General features: G+C 59.0%; 16 protein-coding genes and 1 pseudogene. 10 read left to right on the top strand and 7 right to left on the bottom strand.

The genetic code is table 11. The features are described 5' to 3' along the window. The first annotated feature begins 351 nt into the window (after nucleotides 1–351). Nucleotides 352–2,526 (top strand): putative bifunctional diguanylate cyclase/phosphodiesterase, encoded by a 2,175-nt coding sequence (locus ACQZ5H_RS30880; protein WP_449100005.1) that lies wholly within the window; start codon nucleotides 352–354, stop codon nucleotides 2,524–2,526. A 216-nt stretch (nucleotides 2,527–2,742) separates the two neighbouring features. Further along, nucleotides 2,743–3,162: pseudogene (locus ACQZ5H_RS30875) on the top strand (type II toxin-antitoxin system HipA family toxin); the annotation flags it as partial. On the opposite strand, the gene ACQZ5H_RS30870 reads toward ACQZ5H_RS30875, so the two are convergent. The 6 genes from ACQZ5H_RS30870 to ACQZ5H_RS30845 form a co-directional block, all read right to left on the bottom strand. Beyond that, nucleotides 3,133–3,318, bottom strand: a complete 186-nt coding sequence (locus tag ACQZ5H_RS30870; RefSeq protein WP_203431287.1) for a DUF3008 family protein — start codon at nucleotides 3,316–3,318, stop codon at nucleotides 3,133–3,135. The pseudogene ACQZ5H_RS30875 and the gene ACQZ5H_RS30870 sit on opposite strands and share 30 nt — an antisense overlap. Nucleotides 3,319–3,642: 324 nt before the next feature. Then, nucleotides 3,643–5,103 (bottom strand): aldo/keto reductase, encoded by a 1,461-nt coding sequence (locus tag ACQZ5H_RS30865; protein WP_203431286.1) that lies wholly within the window; start codon nucleotides 5,101–5,103, stop codon nucleotides 3,643–3,645. A gap of 4 nt (nucleotides 5,104–5,107) precedes the next feature. Beyond that, a complete protein-coding gene (locus ACQZ5H_RS30860; RefSeq protein ID WP_199629780.1) occupies nucleotides 5,108–6,079 on the bottom strand; it encodes a branched-chain amino acid ABC transporter permease in 972 nt (323 codons plus the stop codon). Then, a complete protein-coding gene (locus tag ACQZ5H_RS30855; protein WP_199629779.1) occupies nucleotides 6,076–6,987 on the bottom strand; it encodes a branched-chain amino acid ABC transporter permease in 912 nt (303 codons plus the stop codon). The genes ACQZ5H_RS30860 and ACQZ5H_RS30855 overlap by 4 nt, the downstream gene beginning before the upstream one ends. After that, on the bottom strand, nucleotides 6,984–7,724 hold the full coding sequence (locus ACQZ5H_RS30850) for an ABC transporter ATP-binding protein (protein WP_148195235.1): 741 nt from the start codon (nucleotides 7,722–7,724) through the stop codon (nucleotides 6,984–6,986). The genes ACQZ5H_RS30855 and ACQZ5H_RS30850 overlap by 4 nt, the downstream gene beginning before the upstream one ends. Continuing rightward, entirely contained in the window at nucleotides 7,721–8,497 is a 777-nt protein-coding gene (locus tag ACQZ5H_RS30845) for an ABC transporter ATP-binding protein (RefSeq protein WP_246777687.1), read from the bottom strand. The genes ACQZ5H_RS30850 and ACQZ5H_RS30845 overlap by 4 nt, the downstream gene beginning before the upstream one ends. Nucleotides 8,498–8,630: 133 nt before the next feature. Here ACQZ5H_RS30845 and ACQZ5H_RS30840 point away from each other — a divergent pair, with 133 nt between their 5' ends. The 4 genes from ACQZ5H_RS30840 to ACQZ5H_RS30825 are packed head-to-tail and all read left to right on the top strand — an operon-like array spanning nucleotide 8,631 to nucleotide 12,063. Then, nucleotides 8,631–9,401, top strand: a complete 771-nt coding sequence (locus ACQZ5H_RS30840; protein ID WP_449100015.1) for a GntR family transcriptional regulator — start codon at nucleotides 8,631–8,633, stop codon at nucleotides 9,399–9,401. Next, nucleotides 9,394–9,744 carry a TIGR04076 family protein gene (locus ACQZ5H_RS30835; RefSeq protein ID WP_130279634.1) on the top strand — a complete coding sequence of 117 codons (351 nt, stop codon included), beginning with the start codon at nucleotides 9,394–9,396 and terminating at the stop codon, nucleotides 9,742–9,744. Before ACQZ5H_RS30840 ends, ACQZ5H_RS30835 begins: the two co-directional genes overlap by 8 nt. A 10-nt stretch (nucleotides 9,745–9,754) precedes the next feature. Continuing rightward, nucleotides 9,755–10,807, top strand: a complete 1,053-nt coding sequence (locus ACQZ5H_RS30830; protein WP_203431284.1) for an aldo/keto reductase — start codon at nucleotides 9,755–9,757, stop codon at nucleotides 10,805–10,807. 23 nt (nucleotides 10,808–10,830) lie between these two features. After that, a complete protein-coding gene (locus ACQZ5H_RS30825) occupies nucleotides 10,831–12,063 on the top strand; it encodes an ABC transporter substrate-binding protein (protein WP_449100014.1) in 1,233 nt (410 codons plus the stop codon). 303 nt (nucleotides 12,064–12,366) lie between these two features. On the opposite strand, the gene serA is transcribed toward ACQZ5H_RS30825, so the two are convergent. Beyond that, a complete protein-coding gene (gene serA, locus ACQZ5H_RS30820; RefSeq protein ID WP_449100004.1) occupies nucleotides 12,367–13,605 on the bottom strand; it encodes a phosphoglycerate dehydrogenase in 1,239 nt (412 codons plus the stop codon). Nucleotides 13,606–15,707: 2,102 nt separating this feature from the next. On the opposite strand from serA, the gene ACQZ5H_RS30815 reads away from it, so the two are divergent. The 4 genes from ACQZ5H_RS30815 to ACQZ5H_RS30800 all read left to right on the top strand — a co-directional run bounded on the left by ACQZ5H_RS30815 (nucleotide 15,708) and on the right by ACQZ5H_RS30800 (nucleotide 18,890). After that, nucleotides 15,708–16,055, top strand: coding sequence for a hypothetical protein (locus ACQZ5H_RS30815; RefSeq protein WP_246777685.1), 348 nt, complete (start codon nucleotides 15,708–15,710; stop codon nucleotides 16,053–16,055). A gap of 294 nt (nucleotides 16,056–16,349) precedes the next feature. Further along, nucleotides 16,350–16,637, top strand: coding sequence for a hypothetical protein (locus ACQZ5H_RS30810; protein ID WP_199629773.1), 288 nt, complete (start codon nucleotides 16,350–16,352; stop codon nucleotides 16,635–16,637). 741 nt (nucleotides 16,638–17,378) lie between these two features. Then, the gene (locus ACQZ5H_RS30805; RefSeq protein WP_203431281.1) at nucleotides 17,379–18,317 is read left to right on the top strand and encodes a CDP-diacylglycerol diphosphatase; all 939 of its coding nucleotides are present in this window, start codon (nucleotides 17,379–17,381) and stop codon (nucleotides 18,315–18,317) included. A gap of 447 nt (nucleotides 18,318–18,764) precedes the next feature. Beyond that, nucleotides 18,765–18,890 (top strand): hypothetical protein, encoded by a 126-nt coding sequence (locus ACQZ5H_RS30800; RefSeq protein ID WP_281438226.1) that lies wholly within the window; start codon nucleotides 18,765–18,767, stop codon nucleotides 18,888–18,890. Nucleotides 18,891–19,319 lie beyond the last annotated feature (429 nt).

The following is a 19,319-nucleotide window of genomic DNA, read 5'->3' as shown; positions in this document are numbered from 1 at the left end:
CACGGCCTTCCAGGAGCCCCCTGGCGAAAGGTATTGCCTGAACATCGCCGCCTCGAAGGCAACCAGCATCAGGATCAGAGGTAGCAGATCACGAGAATGGGGACGCCAGCTTGTTGGACACCCAGCAGTCCAGGGGATAAGCGGCCCCCACTGAGAATGGTCCGTTCTTCGATTGGTCGATCAATTCCGGTTCGAAAGTCGACAGGAGAGCAATTGTTTTGAGGCTATGCGCGACGGCAATCGGGTTCCCGGGTGCGGTACTTGGGTACGGTATCATACATGCGGCTTTTTTCATGTTTTAACCCGCGTCGGCTATCATTCTGGGTCGTACCCATCGTGCTGGAACATTAAATGCCCCACCTAAAGCCTTCTCTCCCGTTCAAGATCATCTTCGCTACCCTGTTCGCAGCGATCATTATCGGCACCGTATACGGGACCATGATGTACGCCGTGGTGCAGTCGGATCGGTCGACCGTTGAGCGGCAAGACAGCCTGCTTGCGCTTGTCGTCGGCAAGATGCAGGAGTCGATCGCGCATGACCAAGAGAGCGCCACCGTCTGGGACGACGCTGTCACGCATGTTGCTGCGGGTGATCGAGATTGGATGGCTGCCAATCTCGGGCGGTGGATGAACAGCTACTTCGGTCACGACGCCGCATTCGTGTTGGGTCCGACAGACCAGCTGGCGTATGGGTACTCGGCAACGGAGGCGAACGACCAAGTTGCTTTCGCCTTCGTCGCCGCCGATGCGCTTAAACTGGTGAAGAAGCTGCGAAAGCGGCTGGCGGACGGGGATACTGCCGGAGTGTCAGACAAAAGTCTGACCATTGGCGAAAGCGACATTGTCAAGATCCGCGACCGGCCTGCGATATTGAGCGTCAAGCCTATAGTTTCGGACAGTGGGGAGATTGCTGTCGATGAACAGCATCAGTTTGTTCATATCGCTTTGCGCTATCTTGACGGTGATTTCGCCCATACGCTGGCGTCCGAATACCTCTTCAACGATCTCCGATTTGAATGGAAGAAAGACGGGCAGGCGGGGCGAAGTGTATTTCCTTTAGCCTCACGATCGGGTCAGGTCTTTGGCTACTTCAGCTGGGTGCCTTTCCGGCCTGGCACTGAAGTGCTGCGGGCAACAGAGCCCGTCCTCGCCGTAGGCGGGCTTCTCGTGCTGGCTGCCATGTCGGCTTTTGTATTGCTTCTTCAAGGGAGGTCCAGTCGGCTGCGAGAAAGCCAAAGCCGTCTGCAGCATCTCGCTCATCACGATGTGCTGAGTGGCTTGCCGAACCGAGCTGCCTTCAATGCCGCCGTGGAAGAAACCTTGGCGAAGTCTCAGGCGGCGGTCCTTTTTGTTGATCTCGACCGCTTCAAGAATGTCAACGATACGCTCGGTCATCCCGTCGGCGATAAATTAATCGCTGAGGTGGGCAGCCGATTGCGTTCTGCTGCAGGCACTGGCGTCTTGGTGGCCCGTATCGGGGGTGACGAATTTACGATCATAATCCCCGACCCCAAGATGAACCTCGTCGAGAAGTTGGCCGAGAACATCGTCGCTGCGATACGCAGTCCGTTCGAAATCGATGGGCAACCGATCCTTATCGGTGCAAGTATCGGCATTGCCGTGTCATCAAGCGGCTCAGATGCTCAGGACCTCGTCCGACGGGCTGATATCGCGCTCTATCACGCCAAGGAAGCAGGCAGAAACCAGTTTGCGATTTTCGGGCAACACATGGACGACCTGATACGAACACGTCGAGACCTTGAGCGCGATCTTAGAACTGCCTTGCAGACCGGTGATGAAATCGCCGTACACTATCAGCCAATTTACGCTTCCAACGCCCGATTGATCGGCGTGGAAGCTTTAACAAGGTGGCGTCATCCTACCAGAGGTCTTGTCCAACCCGAAACATTCATTTCCATTGCGGAAGAGGCGGGTCTGATCGACAGGTTGGGCGAAATTGTCATGAGCACCGCGCTAACCGATGCAAAAAAATGGCCAGAGCTGATCGTGGCCGTCAATGCCTCTCCGGTAGAGCTTCGATCAGAAACCTACGCCCTGAGGGTGATCGGCTTGCTGGACAAGTTCGATTTCGACCCGCGCCAACTGGAAATCGAAATCACCGAGAGTGCCGTTCTGGAAAATGAAGAGGCGTGTCGCCGAAACATTCGGGCTCTTCGAGAGATTGGGGTCCAGATCGCGCTTGATGATTTCGGCACAGGCTTCTCGTCGTTCGGACGCTTGCAAAAGCTGGATGTCGATCGGATCAAGATAGATCGCTGCTTCGTGGGCGAATACGGCAAGCCGGGCAGCAATGCTGGCATTGTCCAGGCCATGATTGAGCTAGCTCATGCCGGTGGAATGAGAGCAACGGCCGAGGGCGTCGAGACCCCTGAACAGCAGGCTTGGCTCATCGACGCCGGGTGCGACGAACTCCAAGGATTTTTCCTTTCACGGCCCGTCGTGGCATCCGAAATCGAACGTTTGAGATCGGGCGCTTTTCGTGAGGGCGGAGCAGCAGCAAGTTGATAGACGATAATCCAGCTCCGGTAAAGAATAGCTTCCCGCAGTGGCTTCAAGTGAGTTCAGACAATCTCCAGCGGAGGACCTACGGTTGGCCCTTGGCCGGCTTTCCTACGGCGGGGCAGCCGCGATCTACAGTTTTCCGCCAATCTGGCGGTTGCGCCGCGATGGATAGAACTGATCAAAAGAGGTCCGCCCGCTGCGCACCGCGCTCTCTTGCATTTTGCAAGATTGTCTGCCAGCTATCGCCGCCGTAAGAGCGCGATCCCCATCTATGAGCCGGATCTCCCCCTCATGAAGTCGTTATCACGCCTATCGACCTCCTGACCTGGCCAGCTGCATTAACCACGGCCCGCCGGATGCCTGGGCCGCCGGGTCATAATCAACAGGCTGACGGGCAAAAAGCGCGACGCCAGCGGCGTGCCCGGGATCATCGAGCTGACCTTCCTGCTCCAGTCTGGTTCCGACCGCATCGGCACCCTGGATTTCCAGGCGTCCACCCAATACGTCCCCCGCTTTGCTGCTCCTTGGGCGATCATGGACGCGGCCGCTCTTATCGAACAGGGCGTGCCCCTGACCGCGGCACTTGATCAGGCTCTTGATCACAGTAGATTAGTTGGCGGCGTGCTGGGGCTTGCCCTTTCGCTTGGTCGACGCGAACTCCTCTAGTTGCTTCTCGGACATGGATTCGACCATGTTCTTCGATGCGCCCTTAAGCTTGCTCTTTGGCGTGTCGCCGCGTTTTGCAGACAAGGCAGCTCCGGCGGCCTTTTGTTGTGCCTTTGACTTTGCTGGCATGACAGTTCTCCTTTCCAACAAAACTCCACGGCGCTCCCGGTAGTTCCATGGTCCTTTGTCTCTCCCACCACAGAGAGGAGGTGACTGGCCATCTCGCAAGGTCAGGTTGGGTGATCACTGGCCCAGAAGCAGGTGGATCCGGACCGATCACTTCCGATCGCCGCGCCAAGGAGAGTTCTCGGCCGCGCCCGGAACTTCACCACGCCGCCGTGGGGATCATTCCGGGTTTCTAAATGGATCATCCAGCAGTTTGATCACGACACCCTGCACTGCAGCGGCATCCGCGGCAGGCGCAAAGGCTTGCCCAGCCTGCTGTTGCTGCGGTCAATCGCAGACCGCTTCCGCCTCGATTTCGACCTCATAGTCTCCGATGAGGCCTCCGGCCTCGATAAGCGTATTGGCGGGCAGAATGGCTGCAAAGGCGCGGCCGTGGGCCCGGGAAACCGGTTCCCACTTATCTGCGTCACGCAGATAGATGCGCGTGCGGATCACGTCTTCCATGCGGCCGCCAAGCGCGGAGATCGATGCCGCGATCTTGTCAAGAATGTAAGTGGCTTGCGCACCTGCATTGCCCGGCGCGACGCAGCGGTTTGCACCATGAGTCGCGGTGGTGCCGGAGACGACAATACGGTTGCCGATCCGCACGGCGCGGCTATAGCCGGCGATCGGCTCCCAAACGCTGCCGGACGAGACACGCAGCCGGCCCGGACGACCAGGAACGGGCTGAGCACTGTAGACAGAGGCAATGGCACCGAGATGGTGGCTGAGATCGCCGGAGGCGGTAAGGAAAGGCGGCTTGCGATATTCATCTCCGCAGTCGCCAGGAATGGGCTGCGTCCTGGCGAAGGCGGCACTCAATGCAGCGTGATCCTCGGCGTCGAGCGCGAAGGAGAAGACGTTCAGGTTGTCGCCGCGATGCTCGTTTTCGCCGATGCGCGCGCCGACGATTGTGGCCGCAACCGACTGATGTTCCAGAACCCAGCGGCTCGCGACGTTGGAGATCGAAACACCATGTTTGGCCGCAATGGTTGAAGCAGCGCTCAGGATGCCCTGAAAGGGGCCCCATCCGCCGGCGGTATCGATGAAGCGCTTATATTTCGAGCGGCTCCAGTCCGCGACCGATACCGGCTCGGGCTTGCCCAGCCACTTTTCAGAGAGAAAGCCGCCGCACAGCGTCCCATAGGCGAGAAGCTTGACGCCGCTTTCGGCACACAGCGTCGAGAGCGCACCCGCAGCCCGGCGGTCGACCAGCGAAAACGAAACCTGGTTGCTGGCGATCTCGATGCCATCGGCAATCGCCAGCGCCAGATGTCCGGCGTCGAAGTTGGTGACGCCGAGCGCGCCGATCAACCCTTCCTCGCGCAGTCTCTGCATCTCGTGCAGGGCATCGAGCCATGCCGGATGCTCGAAGCTCCACCAATGAAATTGCAGGAGATCGACCTTGGCGACACCAAGCCGCGTCAGCCGCTCCTCGACGCCGCGACGCACGACCTCAGCCGACATCGGTCCCGGCTCCGGGCACCATTTGGTAAAGGCGGCCGGCCGCTGACCAATCTGATAGCGCGACAGCAGTCGCCCGGCGATGAGCTCGGCCGAACCGTAGTGGTCTGCCATGTCGAACGTGTCAAAGCCGTCGCGCGCATAGGCCTGCAATATGTCGGCGCCGCTGTCCGGGTCTATCACTGTGCCGTTCTTTTCGATGTCGGCCACCTGCCAGAGACCGCAGACGATGCGGCTGATGGAAAGGTCCTTGGTGAGGGCAACGCGTGGGGGCTTGGTGGACATGATGTTATTTCCCAAAGATCTGGTGGCGCTTGCCTCGAAGCGAGGCCAGCGCGTTGGAAGCGCCGAGAATGCCGCGGGGGCGCAGGAGAAGGATGAGGCAAAGCCCGACGCCGATCATGACGATCTGCAGCGACGACGCACGCGCCTGCTGTTCGGGCGGCACGAAGGCTGAGACGCCGGCTGCCGACAACGCCCATAAACCCCAGACCACCACCGCACCAAGGATGGCGCCGCGATTGTTGCCGGAGCCACCGACGATCAGCATGGCCCAGACCTGGAAGGTCAGGATCGGGAGATAGTTGTCGGGCGCGATGAAGCCGATGAAATGTCCCTGCGCGGCACCCGCCAACCCCATAATGGCCCCGCCGATGGTAAAGGCCTGCAGGCGAAAGTGGGTCGGTCGCTTGCCGAGCGCTTGTGCTGCGCTTTCATCTTCGCGGATGGCGCGTAAAACACGGCCCCAGGGGCTGTTGGCAAGATGCTGAAGGCCAATATAGAGCCCGAGCACCACGGCCGCCATCAGAGCAAGATTGGAAAGCGAAAATGCTAGCGGACTGCCGGCGAGGCCTGCGAAGGGACGCGGAATGAAGCCGATGCCGAAAGCGCCGCCGGTCAGCGGCTCCAGGTTGAGAACGCAAAGCTGCACGGTGACCGCAACGCCGAAGGTGGCAATGGCGAGATAATCGGATCGCAACCGTATGGTCAAAGCGCCGACCAGCCAAGCGGCCATTCCCGCAAACAGAGCGCCGCCAAGCCAGCCGATGGCGATAGGGAGGCCGAAGCCGCCGAAGCGGCCGGGTGCATCCGGGGTTGTCAAAAGTGCCGAAACGTAGGCGCCGATCGCGACGAAAGCGGCGACACCGACGTTGAAGAGGCCGGTCTGGCCCCACTGCACGTTGAGCCCAAGGCACATGATGGCATAGGTCAGTGCCATGGTGAGGAAGAAGGCGGCGTAGGAGATCAGATCAAGGCTCATGCCGCCCTCCCGAATAGGCCCCGCGGGCGAAGAAGCAGAACCGCCACCAGAATGACGAAAGAGACGGCGGCTCGCCACTCTGCGCCGACGATCTGCACGGCCGCTGCCTCTGATAGGCCGACGATCATCCCAGCGATCATCGCGCCGGGGACGCTGCCGATGCCGCCAAGGATCGCCGCAGCAAAGAGCGGCAGCAGCAGGTCGTGGCCGAGATAGGGGCGGATTTGCACCAAGAGGCCGGTCATGATGCCGGCAATGCAGGCAAGGGCGGCACCGACGAACCAGACGACGCGGATCACGCGCCTGACGTCGACGCCGGCGATGCCCGCCAAGGCCGGGTTTTCGCTGACGGCGCGCATCGAGCGGCCGATATCGGTCCGTGTCATCAGCAGGTGGACGGCGACAACCGCCACCGCCGAAAGGGCGAGCGACAAGAGCTGATCAGGTGTCGCCCGCAGCCCGGCGCCGATTTTCACGGCGATCTGCAGCGTTTTGGTGTAATAGGCGGGTTTGGACGTGAAGATGAATTCGAGGAGGCTTCGCAGCGCAAGTGAGGCGCCGAAACTCGCCATCACCAGGATGATGATTGCACCGCCGCGCGCGCGCAGGCGCCCGAACAGCGCTCTATCCACTCCGAGCGCCAGCAACCCGGTCAGCAGGATCGCGACGGCGGCTGCGATCGGCAGCGACCAGCCGAAGGAGAAGGGTCCGATTGGCTTCGTCAATGACGTCGACACGAGCCCGAGGCCGCCGCTGACGGCGAGGGCCAGGTAGGCGCCCCAGGACAGCATTTCGCCATGCGCAAAGTTGGCAAAGCGCAGGATTGAATAGGTCAGCGTCACGCCAATGGCGCCAAGGCCGATCATGGCGCCGGCAATCAGGCCATCCATCAGAAATTGCGGGTTCATGATGCTTTCGGCGCCTCATTGGTGGTGCCGAGATAGAGCTTTGCGATCAGCGGGTCGCCGAGCAGCATAGAGGCCTCGCCCTCGTGCCTGATCCTGCCTTCGACAAGAATGACGGCGCGGCCGGCTATCGCCAGCGCCGCCTTGACGTTCTGCTCAACGAGGATGACGGTAACGCCGCTGGCGTTGATCTTCTTCAGCATCGAGAACACCTCGCCGACAATCTTCGGCGAAAGACCGGCGGACGGTTCATCGAGGATGAGCACGGAGGGATCGACGATCAGCGCGCGGGCAACCGCCAGCATCTGCCGCTGTCCGCCAGACAACGTCCCGGCGAGGCGCGACGGCTTGCTGGCGAGATCGGGAAAGCGACCATAGAGTGCTGCTATCCTGTCGGCTCGCTCCTTTTTTGGCAGGACGGCTGCGGCAAGCTGCAGGTTCTCGTGAATGGTCATCGTCGCGAAAATGTTTTCTGTCTGCGGCACGAAGGCCAGGCCTTCGCCGATCTTGCGGTGGGGCGCGACGTTGGTGATGTCCCGCTCTCCGAGTGTGACGCTTCCCGAGTGGATGGGAACCACGCCAGCGACCGCCTTGACGAAGGTCGACTTGCCGGCTCCGTTTGGCCCGAGCAGCACCAGCAGTTCTCCCGGCGCCACCGAGAGATCGACGCCGCGCACGATCGGCAGGTCAGGCTCGTACCCGGCGATGAGGGCACGGGTTTGAAGTGCTGGTGCGGTCATGCCGCCGCTCCGAGATAGGCTTCGATGACATCGGGGTTGGAGGCGACGGCGGCAGGTGTGCCCTCGGCAAGCGGCTTTCCGAGCGCCATGGCGACGACACGCGAACACAGCCGCGATACCATATCCATATTGTGCTCGATCAGCAGGATCGACTTGCCTTGCGCATTGAGCTCCAGCACGCGTTCGATGATCGTTTCCAGGAGTGCCGGGTTGACGCCGGCGGCCGGTTCATCGAGCAGGATCGCCTGCGGATCGGCCATCAGGATGCGCGCGAGTTCGAGCAGCTTGCGCTGTCCGCCCGACAGCACCTTGGCCGGCTGTTTTTCGAGACCCGACAAGGTGACGAACTCCAAGAGCGCGCGCGCCTTGTCGACCGCCAGACGTTCCTGCCGCCTGACATGACCAAAGCGCAGGAAGTTGGCAAACAGCCGTTCGCCGTCCTGCGCCTGTGCGCCGACGAGCACATTCTCCAGCACGGTCATCTCGGGAAAGGGTTTCGGAATCTGGAAGGTGCGGCCGACGCCGCGGCCGATCCTCTGTTCCGGGTTTTCCTTCGAAACCTCACGGCCGCCGATCCAGATTTCGCCCGATGTCGGCCTCAGGCTGCCGGCGATCAGATTGAAGAGCGTGGTCTTGCCGGCTCCATTCGGGCCGATAAGCCCGAGCATCTCGCCTTCAGCCAGCCTAAGCGACATGCCGGAGACGGCGACGTTGCCCTGGAACGACTTGATCAGAGCGCGCGCGTCAATCACCGCTTCAGCGGATTTTGCCATTTTCGATCGGGCGTCTGGCACTGGCAAAGGCATGGAAGTAAGAAGTCTCTTGATTTGATTGGTGATGTTTGATCAAACTTTACTGCATGATGAAAAGCAACCCAAAAAAACGCAGTCGTCTGGGGCCGGCGGGATGGTAGTCTCATCTGCGCGGGTCCAAGCCGGCCGGTCAACCGATGGTGGCCACGATCGCGACGATCAGTTGTCGCCGGTTGGGCGCGAAACGCTGCACGACAGGGTCTACGCACAATTGCGCAATTCGCTGATCAACGGCATGTTCGATGCAGGCGATGTTCTGCGCATCGTCGATCTGGCCGAACGCCTGCAGACCAGCACAATGCCGGTGCGCGAGGCGCTTGGCCGGCTGGTGTCCGAGCAGGCGCTGGAACCGCTTCCGAACCGATCGGTACGGGTGCCGCTGATCACGCGCGAGCGTCTTGATGATCTTGCCCGCGCCCGGATCCTGATCGAGGGCCAGATGGTTGCGCTGGCACTGCCCAGGTTGACGGATAACGATTTTGCCGTCCTGAGGCAGATCAATGTCGATTGCGATCTGGCTTTCGAGGAGCACGGCAAGGATATCGGCCATGTGACCTCGGCGCTGAACCAGCGGTTTCATTTCCATATCTATCATGCGGCGCGCTCGCAGGTGCTGATCCCAATCGTTGAAAGCCTTTGGCTGCAATCGGGTGCGATCATCCGCAAGGCCGCCCATATTCACGACGAACAGGGCGGACTTGCCGCTACCAATCATCATTGGGCGCTGATCGAGGCGCTTGAAAAACGCGACACCGAGGGGGCGATGCGGTCGCTGTCGAACGACATCGGCCGTTCCTTCGATCTCATTCGCGGGCGCCTGGATGGCGGCACTGAAGCCACCGCGTCGGGAGACATCGATGGCTGAGCTCAAAGACGACGGCTTCGACCTCTTTGATCTCAGGGTCGACGTGATCATTCCGGAGGGCGGCGCCGTCTATTGCGGCGCCAAGCCCGGCGATCATTTCGAGCTCAGGGGCGAGATGCTGCACCTGCCGGACGGGCAGGGGATATCGATCTACTCGCTCTCTTCGGTGCTGCCGCTGCTCGCGGCCAAGCAGCGTGCGACGGATCGCAACGACTGGATGACGACGGACGCCGACATCGCTTGCCCTGATCCCAACTGCTCGACACGGCTCAGGATCACCCGCACGGGTTTGCGCCGTTTCAGCCATGCCGCCACCACGGCGGTTCCCTTGACCGACGAATAGGCACAACGACATGCAGCGCATCGCCATCGCCCCCGATTATGAAATCTCCCGCGTCATTCGCGGCGGCTGGCAGCTGGCGGGCGGGCATGGCGCAATCGATGGCGACAGTGCCGTCGAGGACATGATCGCCTTTGCCGATGCCGGCATCACCACGTTCGACTGCGCCGACATCTATACCGGCGTCGAAGAGCTGATCGGCCGCTTCCGCGTTAGCTATGGGAACCTGCGCGGGCAAGAGGCGCTGTCGCGTATTCGCGTCCACACCAAGTTCGTGCCGGATCTTGCCATGCTGCCAAGGATCAGCAAGGCTTATGTCGAGGGCGTCATCGACACCTCGCGCAAACGGCTCAACCTCGATTGCCTCGACCTCGTTCAGTTCCACTGGTGGGCCTGTGATATCGAGGGCTGGTTGCAAACAGCAGGCTGGCTGAAGGAACTGCACGAGGCCGGCAAGATCGGCAAGATCAGTGGCACGAACTTCGACACCGAACACGTTCATGAGATTATTGGCTCTGGCGTGCCCTTCACCTCGCTTCAGTTGCAATACTCGCTGCTCGACCGGCGTCCGGAAAAGCGCATGGTGGCTCTTTCTCAGGAGAAGAGTTTCGCCTTGCTTTGCTATGGCACGGTGGCCGGCGGCTTCCTCGGTGATCGATGGCTCGGCCAAAGCGAGCCGGAGCACCCGCTCGAAAACCGATCGCTCACGAAATACAAGCTTATCATCGATGATTTCGGGGGATGGGATTTGTTCCAGGCCCTGCTTTCAACGTTGCGCCGCATTGCCGACCGGCACGGCACCGATATCGCGACCATCGCGAGCGCCGCCATGCTGACCAAGCCCGGGGTCGCGGCCGTGATCGTCGGCGCTCGCAACAGGGATCACTTGCGTTCAAATCTCGCCATAGCCGATACCGCGCTCAGCCAAGGCGATATGGCCGAAATCGATGCGATCCTCGCGCAATCAAAACCGATCGAGGGCGACGTCTATGCGTTGGAGCGGGACAGGGAAGGCCGCCACGGCAGCATCATGAAGTACAATCTCAACAAAGGGGAACAAAAATGAGAACGACAGTCCTGCTTTCCGCCATGGTCGCGGCGCTTGCTGCGTCCACGGTGCCGACATTTGCCGCCGACTGCGACATTACCGTCGGCCTGGTCATGGAGCTGACCGGTCCGGCCGGTGAATATGGCCAGGCGGGTGCAAAATCCGTCGAGATGGCTTTCCGTGACTTCAACGATGCCGGTGGCATCAATGGTTGTAAGATTGTAGCGGACACCCGCGACAGCCAGAGCCAGGGCAACGTTGCCGTTGATCAAGCCACACAGCTCGTCAATATCAAGAAGGTTCCCGTCATCATCGGTGGCATCATCTCCTCGGTCTCGATTCCAATCCTGACATCGGTGACGGCGCCGGCCGGCGTCGTGCAGGTATCGCCCGCATCCTCGTCACCGACGCTGACCGAGCTCGGCCGTAGCGGCAAGACGAACGGCGTGTTTTTCCGCACCATCACCTCGGATGCTCTGCAAGGTACGGCGGCCGCAAAGTTTGCCATGGATCAGGGCTTGAAGAGGATCGCCATCATCAACGTCAACAACGATTTCGGCGTAAACATGGTCAAGGAGTTTGCCACGGCCTATCAAAAGCTCGGTGGCACGATAACCTCGACTACGCCCTATAACGAGAAGCAATCGAGCTACACCTCGGAAGCCAGCGCTGCTATGGCCGGCGACCCCGACGCACTCTATCTCGTCAGTACGCCTGTGGATGGAGCCACCATTGCTCGCGCCTGGGTTTCCGGCGGCGGCAAGCAGACATTCCTGCTAAACGACGGCATGAACTCCAAGGACTTCATCGAGAGCGTCGGCGCTCAGTATCTGGAGAACGCCTATGGCACCTCCTCCGGCACCAGTCCGACGGCGTCCACGGAATATTTCAACGGCAACTATGAAGCCTTCTCCGGCGGCATCTCGCCTTCTGCTCCGGCTGCCGACCGCTCCTACGATGCCGGTGCGATCGTCGCACTCGCCATTGCCAAGGCGGGCAAAGCGGATGCCGCCGCCATCAAGGCTGCGATGCCGGAAGTGGTGGCCGATGGCGGTACGCCGATCCATGCGGGAAAGGAAGAATTTGCCAAGGCCCTGCAGCTCATCAAGGAGGGCAAACCTGTGAAGTATGAGGGGGTCATCGGTCCAGTCAGCTTCGACCCGTACGGTGATATTACCGGTCCTTTTCGTCTCTGGAAGATCAGCAATGGTGAAGTGACGACCGTCGGCGAGCTGAGCGCCGAAGAGGTCAACAAGATCAAGACTGCGAAATAGGCGAAAGGGCTCGGGACCCAAACCCGAGCCTTGCTACCTGTTGCTGGGTTCGCAGCCTTTCGCTTGACGCCCGGATACTCGTGAGCCTGGAAGGTCAAAGCTGCGTTGCAAAACAGCGTCCTACTCTAGGACTGGATCGTTCCGCCATCCATCGTCCAGGCAGGCCGGCAGCTTCCACGATCGCTCCAGGCGGACCGAATGACGGGCTTCACAGGACCTAGACGCCCGGCTCTCCATAACGAATATTGTGACGGAGGGCGCTGGCGCTGCCATCGGGGTAGCCGGCCGCAATCGCTTGCGCTGTTAGTAGACCAGTCTCGTCCGTATTGTTCCTGGTATCGCGCGCAGCGCATGGAGGATCTCGTCCGCCGTCTTGGAAGCGCCTTCGGCTTCGATGACGACATAGCCGGTATCACCGTGGGTTTGCAGAAACTCGCCGACGATGTTCAACCCGCGCGAGGCAAAGATCTCATTCAGCTGGATAAGGATCCCGGGGCGATTTTCGTGAACGTGCATGAAGCGGGTGCCATTTGGGCGCTCGGGTAACTGAACCTGCGGGAAGTTTACAGCACCCATGGTCGAACCGATATCGGAATACTCGACCAGCTTCCTCGACACTTCGCCGCCGATGCGCTCCTGGGCCTCCTCGGTCGAGCCGCCGATATGCGGCGTGAGAATGACATTACTGAGACCCTGCAGGGGTGTTTCGAAACGCTCACTGTTGGATGCCGGCTCCCTGGGAAAAACGTCGATGGCGGCACCCGCAAGATGACCGTCCTTGAGAACCCTTGCGAGTGCCTCGAGATCGACCACGGTTCCCCGCGAGTTATTGATGAAGATTGCGCCTTTCTTCATGCGACGCAGTTCCGGTTCGGAAATCATGTTGTTGGTCGATGCGGTCTCAGGGACATGCATCGTCACATAGTCAGAGATCTCAAGCAGTTCGCCGAGTGAAGCCATCGATTCCGAGTTTCCGCGACGCAGCCGGTCTGAAAGGTCGAAATAGCGTACGACCATTCCCATGCTCTCGGCCAGGGCGCTCAGCTGCGAACCAATGTTGCCGTAGCCGACGATGCCGAGGGTCTTTCCACGGACCTCGCGGCTGCCGACAGCCGATTTCTCCCAGCCGCCCTGATGCGCGGACGCTGAACGCGGGAAGATCTGCCGGGTCAACATGATGATTTCGCCAATGACGAGCTCTGCGACCGAGCGGGTATTTGAATAGGGCGCGTTGAATACCGGGATCCCGCGCCGGCGAGCAGCTTCAAGATCGACCTGGTTCGTACCGACAGAAAAGCAGCCAACGGCGATGAGTTTCTTGGCGGCGTCAAAAATCTTTTCGGTCAGCTGCGTGCGAGACCGGATGCCGATGATGTGGGCCTCGGCGATATGTCTTTTGAGCTCGGCATCGTCGAGTGCCTTGGGCAAATGAACAAGGTTCGTGTAGCCGCTGGTCGAAAAATAATCCACGGCGCTCTGGCTGATGCCCTCAAGGAGAAGGACGGAGATTCGGTCGCGCGGAAGGGAAAGGTGTGGTGTCATGTGGGTTTCACTTTGTTAGCCAGGCCGGGTCGAAATCCAGTCCCATCATGGGCTTTCCAGCACAGACGTTATCTGTATCACCTGAACGGGTTTTCTGCATCCGCCCGGTGTTTGCTGGTATCGAGCTGTCATCGGGCTTCGCTCAAACATTGACAGCTGTCAAGGTTTGCCCAGGCCTTCGTCGTCCTGGTTCTCACGGCCCTCGTTGGGATCATAAAGTCATGCGCTGGGCGAACGGCTGGTCCCTACTCGACCTAAGGTCGAACCCTGACGAAGCACAAGCCACCATGGGAAGCGTTCGATCAGCTCTTATCCTTGAAGGGGGACCAACCAATAACCGGAGCCGTCCTGGGGCTTCGACATGCCCGGCCATATGCCCAGGGCGCTGTCGCCGCATTCGAAACGTTGATCGATAAGGTCGTGAACAGGCAACCGCTGGAGCTCGAACATTTCAGGAGCCGCTTCGGCGGGGCAGGCCGTTGCTATCCGCCGAGCTGGGCGCAGCTCGACCATTGGGAAACGTGTAGGCGCCAGGAAGCATCCTGAGTTTGACGATGAGAATTTTTGGCTGTCCCTTGATATTGGCGATCTGCCTGTCGCTCCTCATGTGGGGCGGCATTATTTCCGGCGCGGTCTGGATGTTGAGCGACGGAACCGACTACGGATTCACTGCCGGCACAAAGTGATATGACCGTTGTCCACTGCACTTGCGGTGCCCGTGGGAGCGAGGTCGTCCTCCTGATGGAAGCGGTACCCGGTGCATTTCATCAGGAAGCCACCCAATCAGCCGACGGCAAGTGCCTGGACAGCATTGACACCGTCAAATTGGTCTAAGATCGCTCCGATTTCGAACTCCAGCGCCGCCAACTGGAGGCTTGTCGTGGTGGATAACATGCAAAGGTGCATAAGTTCCCGCGAAGATGTTCGCCACCCCGCCAGCCCTGCATGCTATTCGTAAAACGACGGGAGCCGGAGAGTTTGATTACTCCCCGGCTCCGTGAGGCCAACTTGGCTTCGGTTAGCGGCAAACCTTGGTCGTCCGCGAAACTCGCTCGCCATCCCGATAGGTTACAACTCGTTTCGTGAAGCAACCCGCCGGGTGTCGACGATAATCTTCCCGTACCAGCCGTGCTCTCCGATTATTATCCCAGCCACGGTGGTGGCCACGTTCCCAGCCGCGATGCAGTCGAGGACCGTCATCAGTGCGAATGACGACGGTGTCAGCATAAGAAGCTGCCGGGACCGCAATAATGGACGAGAAAGCGACAGCGACAGCAAGAATAATTTTCTTCATGGGGCCTTACCTCAAGTGTTCAGACCGCAATAAAATGATTGTCAGGTTTTTAGGTTCCACAAGAAATCTCATATAAGACTTCAGTCTGAGCAGGCGTCAGACCATTGGCGGACCTTCGATTGAGCGAATGGCGCTCCTGTTTCCTTTTGCTGATTTGCAATGTTTCGAACCACTTGCGGCGATCCCAGTTCCCGCGTGATGATGAGCGTCAACGGAACTGCGATATGGGCTTTTTGTAGCAGGCGTTTGCAAAGCCGGCTGACACGGCCATGCCCATAAGTTTGCATCCGACCGTGCCATCATCATCTGTGCGCGGTTTCTTCAGCCAATGAAACCCGATGCATCAGTGCAGCGGGCCCCGCAAGAACTCGCGGCGTTCGCGCGCTGCTCCTGTGATTTCCGCAGCTTTGGCTCGAGCATCGGCCAACGGCTTAGGGACCCAGTAAGCTGCCACCTTTGCTGCGGGCCAGCTTCGCACAGACTTCAAGATGATGAACAAAGGGGCGCCTCATTCAATCCTCTAATGTGACTTCCCAGCACATGGCTAATATATCAGGAATGAAGCCTTTGGCGTGATGCGTCCGTGACAGTCATTCACCGGACTAGCCCACCGCCGCAGCCCTTTGTCCCTTCCGACCGTGAAGGTGACGTACACTTCGCGATCCTCGATAAGTCATATGCCGATTGATCAGGAGATAGAGATGCTGGAAATGCTCGCAGGAAAACGCGGGCCCGAGTCAAACTTCTGTTCGCGGCTCTGCTTTCGGCGGGGTAGATCGACGCCGACCATGGGCTTACGGAGCGTGGCTTGGCCGCATTGGAGGATGACGAACCGACGGGCAAGGAGACTAAAGGCCGTAACGAAGGGCGCTTCGCCGCCATCATTCGGCGTATCAGATGTGATCCGCGAGAAGTGGGTTTTGACACGGTAAACAATCAAGAATATTTCACGAGCATGACGCATCGTGGCAGACCAAAAATGGATCTGGAACAGCTTATGGTCCGGCTTTTCGCCGGTCAGAAGGAGCGCATCGACGCCGCCGTCGGAACGAACAGGCGCTCGGAATTCATCAGAAAGACCATCGAGGCAGAATTGCAGCGGCTCGAAGCTCGCCGGCAGGATGCGAAACCTCGTCAGCGTACAACCATCAAATAACGTGATAGAAAATGGCCCCCAGCTTTACCAATTTGCCGATCGAACAGCTCACGGAGTATTGCCAGTTCATCTCTGCGATTAGGTCGCACAAAATTCGAAGCATCAGGTGAAAGTTCGATCGAGAGAACATGAGCAATGACACCAAAATTACCCTGCTCCGGCATAAGATGAAGCTTTCGCAGATCTGGATAGAGCAAATTGATCTCGGCGTTTTGTCCGGTGATAGCGACCTTCGCAGCCTATACAAACATCATTTCGTCCATCTCAAGAAACCTCAGTTGTAGGAGGCGTTCCATGACCGACGTCGTTAAGGTCCCATCCATTTATGATCGCGATCACAACGATTGCTGCGTTGTAAAGCACCCGTATCCGGATCTGCACGCTGAATGGCTTGCGGTTTACAATGAGAGAACCGGCAAGTTCAAGTTGGACGACAAGGGCAAGGTCCGGCGGTATTCGCAACAATTATTGTCCTCCGCTGGCTTTGACGCTGCGGATGATAGCGCCTGGTTCCGCGAGATGCCGCACCTGGCTCATATTAAAAAATACGCGCCGTTGTCAGCAAATGGGGATGAGGCATGATCGGCACCATAATTCTTCTCGAAAGCTGCAGCCACGCTGCATAAGGCCGATTCAGCGGCGCTGAAGTCGGAAAGCCAGATTGATTCCTTGTAGACCAATCCAACGGTAACGAGGCAAACGGCGGTCTCGCATGAAAAAGCTGACATGGCCGGGGAACGCCGCCGATGCGTTGGACTACCCCATCCTTTTGGCGCTCCCGTCCAGGATGATGATGATAAGGGCGCTCTTTTCAGCCGCTCGGCTCTAGACCGGCTTCCACCGCCCCAATCAGCGAACCAAAAGACCCGCTGGCGTGTGCCAGCGGGTCTCAAGCTAATGGGTATCAGGGGAGGCGGTTGGTCTGAAAGCCGCCATCCAGATTCAACCACGATGCCGAGATATCGTCCAGCCTGGGGGCGGCTCGATCATCCGAGTGGTTACCAATTTCTACCGACGCCACCGCCTGATCGTCCCCTTTTGGCCGTATGTGAATAATAGGCAACGTTGGGATCAAGGGCGGGTTATGAGCCTCGGTTGGGAAGTGCCGTCTTGCCGACGACGCCACCTGCGGTGAAACTCAACGTTGCTGACCTCATGGCCTGAATATCTTCTCTCGATGGCAAACGCGCTGACGCAGCGTGTCCCGGATAGCGCTATCAACGCTGCCTTGTCCTTCCATGCCTCGCAGCGATGAAAGATGATCGTGAACACGCGCCGATCGCTCGGAAGCTTTGCCTCCTGCGGCTCAATAGGAACGTGCGCTTGCGTTCCCAATCTCCTTATGAAGAGGCAAGTTATAATATTACCAGGCTGTCAACCGCGGAAGAGACTACCGAAACCGGTATCCGGATCGACGTCACGAATTTGAGATTGGACATTGGCCGTTCCCACGATAAGAGCTTCAGGCGACCAGCTCTTTGGATCGGTGGTGGTCATTTCACAAACTTACTCGGCAACCTCATGACGTTCCGACTTCTGCCTCTTACAATTGCGCTGACGCTCGTCGCGGTCGGGAGTATGTCGTTCTCGAGCCGGGCGGCACTCGGGATCGTGCTCAAGACTTGCGAGGTCAGCTACGAGCTGTCGGGAGGAGCGTTTCCCTGTCTTAAGGTAGTGGAGGGGAAGGTGCCGCTGTCCTCATACGCCGTCCTGCGTGAGCCGACGGCTGGCGAGCGCACAATCTTCACACCGCTTTCGGCGCTAAGCGCTATAGAGGACCCGCGGCTTTTGGATCCTGCCACTCCCAATTACTTCGCTATGGCGTGGCAAGAGAGATCGCTTGGCATTCCCGCAACGCGGCAGGCTTGGGACGACGCGGCACTGGCGATCAATGCCGCAATCTTCCGCACACAAGACCATCTGCACATTCATATCGGATGTGTGAAGCCACGCGTAAAAAACGCTCTCGCCAGGTCGACCATTAGCGCCGTGCGGTTCGAGCGCCTGAAGCTGAAGCTGGAAGGACAGCTCTACTGGGCACTTTTCGTTCCCGGCGACGGACTAGCTAGCGTCAATCCGGTTCAGGTCGTCGCAAGCGAGATCCCGGGGGCGGCGCGCAACATGAAGGGTGTGACAATCGGAGTTATCGGCGGTGAACACCCCGATGGCACAAGGGGCATCTACATCCTAGCCAATGTCATGACTTCGTTGCCTCGCCATCCTGCGGCGGCGGAAGATCTCGTCGACCCAAAGTGCAGTTAAGTGGGCTACTCGCGCTGGTGAACACGGCCGAGTGCCGATTTCGATGAAGCCGCAGCTTTGTTCCGAGATGATCGCGCCCTTTGATTCCGTGAGGACCGCGCTCCTTTTCCAGGAGGTCTGCAGGTAGGTATCGCCGTGAATACGCTGAGGCGAAGCGTCAAGCGCTCGGGGAAAATCTCTTAATAATCTGATTGACGACCACCGGTGGGGCCACACAAAAGCCGCATCATTATAAGCATTTGGCTCTCGGCAGGGCGACTCGAGACCGGCCTGCCATCTGGATCGACCCATCCGCTTTAAAGCCCGCAACCGTGACAGGACGCGGGCTTTATCGCGTTGAGCCGCGATGATATGGCGGGCCAGAAAATCTCATCTAGCCATAGGATGTAGTCCATATAGCAAATTGCGGTTCACCGGGTTCACCGGCATGTTCGCGCCATGGAAGCAATGCCTCTTTACATGCGCCTGTCGTGGGCGGCCGCCATCGTTCTTTTCACACTGATCGGCATGTGGGTGCTCGATGATTTTTTCATCAACGTCGAGCAAGAGGTCGAGTATCTTCAAGATGGCTAGCCGAATGGATGCTCACACCAATGAGGAAGGCACTGATCATCACCTCTACCGGCATGGGGCTCGCGGTATCGATACTTCGAATTCGGACCGACCTCGCTTATATTCTGATCAGCCGAAAGGCCTGAGGCTGGCGGTCTTTACGCTCTTCCTCACGGTACTGGCCCTGGGCGCCGTCGCCTTATCGTTCAGTGTCAGCGTTTTTAATTAAGCAGCCTTCTGGCTGCACTGCAGCTGGATTATCTGGTGCCGGCCGTGAAGGTGTGATCCACGCCGTCTGACAGAAGCAAGATGCCTCCTCCGATGATCCCGCCCCACATCAGGAGCGAAATCGCGGTTGCCAGAAGCAGGAACTTGGCGCGATTCGTCATGCCGTATAGGTTACCCTTAGGGCGAAGGCCAGCAACCGATGGTTCGCTATGGTACATATTG

The organism is Rhizobium sp. 21-4511-3d (assembly GCF_053522545.1).
This window is presented reverse-complemented; position numbering and strand designations above follow the sequence as displayed.